The sequence below is a fragment of the Aquiflexum sp. genome, assembly GCF_041749095.1.
In the GTDB taxonomy this organism is placed as follows: Bacteria; Bacteroidota; Bacteroidia; order Cytophagales; family Cyclobacteriaceae; genus Aquiflexum.
In genome coordinates this window covers 1-2,509 of sequence record NZ_JBGTCA010000199.1, presented here as the reverse complement: position 1 = coordinate 2,509, position 2,509 = coordinate 1, and the positions used below count along the sequence as shown (strand labels likewise).

The window sequence follows — 2,509 nt, the reverse complement described above, 5'->3', positions numbered from 1 at the left end:
TTTCCAACCCGAGAAGGAACAGGGCGGCAGGTGAACTGTGCAAAACCCTGACCGAAACCAAGACAATCTATCCCGGTACAGACCTGAAACTTATCTTCAAGTCCATGGCAGTTCAGTTTACGGGAGGTCAGGTTGTCTGAGTTTAGATTAAAATCACATGATGCCCCAACATTTGGGAAAAATTTACCTCCCAATCCTTTCATCCAGCCTTAAAGAGTAAACCTTATAAGTCACAAGATGAAACTTTTCAGAAAGCGGATTCACAACATAATTGAGGGAAGTCTGATCGACAACTGAAGGGACTCCAAAGCAAAGCAATCCATTTTGAAGCAACTCGGTCCCATATTCCTGTGAAGCAGACTTTGGAGGAATGGAATTCCAATCATTTGGCAATTCACCCATTTTCGGAACAACCACCAATTTGTCAGGGATGTCAATTTCCATAATAGAGTACAACACATACCTTTCTGAGGCAAAAAATTCTGAATCTATTGTAAGTCTCTCCAGCAATGATGATGAAACCGAGGAACCACCGTACAGTGCCGGTACACCTGGCAGATTCCACCTTCCCCCATACCGCTTCGCCCCTTCCCCACTGGTATCGCAATATTGGGTCAGAGCAATCCTGTAAACTTTCATCTGCTTTACTTAGATAGCAATACCATGCTGCAACCGCATGATTTCTGTCTTAAGGAGATCAATACCTTCAGAAACATCAATCAGCTCTATCGGTTTGCGGTTACCCAAAGTAAAAAGTGGTCTATCCATCCATCTCCTAAATCCGTCCTTTCCAAAATAACCCGTACCCAAAGCATAAAGCTCTGCGAGCTCATACATTCTTTCGGATTGTACCACATCAAAAACATCTTTTCGCTGAAGGGTTTTGGCTGAAACGGCCAAAGCAGAAGCCAAAGTATTATTATCAAGCCCGGTCACTTCTTTTAGGCTTTCAAAGGATTTTCTCTTTAGCCCATCGCGAAATGTCTCTACCCGATGAAGTGGCTCATTCAACTGGTCCACTTGTACATCCAAAATGTCGTAAACAGACAATTTGGTCTTTCTATAATAAGCCACTGCGGACTCGCTTAGTATAGATGGTTTTTTTTCCATTAGAAAAACACGTAATTTGTCCAGTAAGATAACGTAAATTGTCCAGTAATAAATCTATTTTCAAAAAATATTTTACTAATAATAATTTAAGTTTAAAACTTATTCCGTCCGGATCCAACAGGTCAAATAATTTAAGCATAAAATCTCATTGAATCAACTATGATAATTTTGAATTTTTAAAACCAAATCTTTTGCAAAATACCAATTCTTGGTATCTTCATGTAAAATTTATTCCCATGGCAAAAAACACATCCATTCTCTTGGGGGATTACTTTGAAAATTTCATTGATGCCCAGTTAAAATCCGGAAAATTTAATTCCGCCAGCGAGGTAGTTAGAGCTGCATTAAGATTATTTGAATATGAAGAAACCAAGAAAAAAGAATTGATAAAAGAATTGGAAAGAGGTGAAAAATCAGGCTTTGTTGAGGGATTCAATCGCAATATTTTTTTAGAAAATCTCCACCAAAAGCATGCGCATGAAAAATGAATTTCAAAATCAGTAATGAGGCTTTCATTGATCTCGAAAATATTTGGCTTTATACTTTTGAAAATTGGTCAATCAAACAGGCTGACAGATATATTAACCTGATTATGGACGAGATTGGGGGCGTGGCATTAATTTCAACCCGGCAATAAATTACCGGGCTATAATTTCGGTCATGCCTACGGCATTTTTTCTTCGCCATTGCAAATGTAAGTGTCTCTCCACCCACACTTTTGAAGTTCTCTACTATGAATTAGACTTTGATGGATTATATATGCCGGTATGATAGCTTAACCAATCACCAAATTAAAGCTTCATTCACCTAGCCTTCTCAAATTCCAAGAACTCAGGATCACGAAGCACTTCATCATTCATTATTCTGCATTCGTTATTCGAAATTCACCTTGTTCTTGACATCTTCATCCTTCATCCCTCATCCTTCACTTCATCCCTAAATCTAAAATCTTAAATCTAAAATTTCCCTGTCCTTCATCCTTCCTCCCTCATCCTTCATCCTTCCTTTCCCTCACCCTCCCATCCTCATCATCCTTATCCCTCCCCCTCCGGGCCTGCCAGTATTGCTCATTGGATTCAATTTGTTGTTCAACTTATAGGTAAAGCTTATCATAATAAACCTTCCAAGGTTATTGGTCACCGTTTGTTCTATAAAGTTGACATCAGCCCTTTGAGAAACTCCTACATTTTGATCCAAAAGGTTCTGACCGGACAACCTGATCTCACCCATGTTGTTTTTCAAGACAAATCGGCTGAAATACAGGTTCAATAAGGGAATGCTCTCATTAAAATCAGTCGTTTCACTTCGGTAAACCAAATAATTGAAATTCCCGCCTATCATGTATTTTGTAAGGAAATTGACATTCAACTCCGAATTATAATTCTGATTGAAGAAAAGC

Annotated in this window: 4 protein-coding genes and 1 pseudogene; 2 read left to right on the top strand and 3 right to left on the bottom strand. The window is 38.7% G+C overall.

Translation table 11 applies throughout. From position 1 onward, the window contains the following. Positions 1-183: 183 nt before the first annotated feature. Positions 184-639 carry an RES family NAD+ phosphorylase gene (locus ACEW8O_RS09670; protein WP_373494424.1) on the bottom strand — a complete coding sequence of 152 codons (456 nt, stop codon included), beginning with the start codon at positions 637-639 and terminating at the stop codon, positions 184-186. A gap of 9 nt (positions 640-648) precedes the next feature. Then, positions 649-1,110, bottom strand: a complete 462-nt coding sequence (locus ACEW8O_RS09665) for an antitoxin Xre/MbcA/ParS toxin-binding domain-containing protein (RefSeq protein WP_373494423.1) — start codon at positions 1,108-1,110, stop codon at positions 649-651. A gap of 236 nt (positions 1,111-1,346) precedes the next feature. On the opposite strand from ACEW8O_RS09665, the gene ACEW8O_RS09660 reads away from it, so the two are divergent. Further along, the gene (locus ACEW8O_RS09660; RefSeq protein WP_373494422.1) at positions 1,347-1,598 is read left to right on the top strand and encodes a type II toxin-antitoxin system ParD family antitoxin; all 252 of its coding nucleotides are present in this window, start codon (positions 1,347-1,349) and stop codon (positions 1,596-1,598) included. Further along, positions 1,595-1,747, top strand: coding sequence for a type II toxin-antitoxin system RelE/ParE family toxin (locus tag ACEW8O_RS09655; protein ID WP_373494421.1), 153 nt, complete (start codon positions 1,595-1,597; stop codon positions 1,745-1,747). The genes ACEW8O_RS09660 and ACEW8O_RS09655 overlap by 4 nt, the downstream gene beginning before the upstream one ends. A gap of 374 nt (positions 1,748-2,121) precedes the next feature. On the opposite strand, the pseudogene ACEW8O_RS09650 reads toward ACEW8O_RS09655, so the two are convergent. After that, positions 2,122-2,509, bottom strand: a pseudogene (locus ACEW8O_RS09650) (TonB-dependent receptor); the annotation flags it as partial.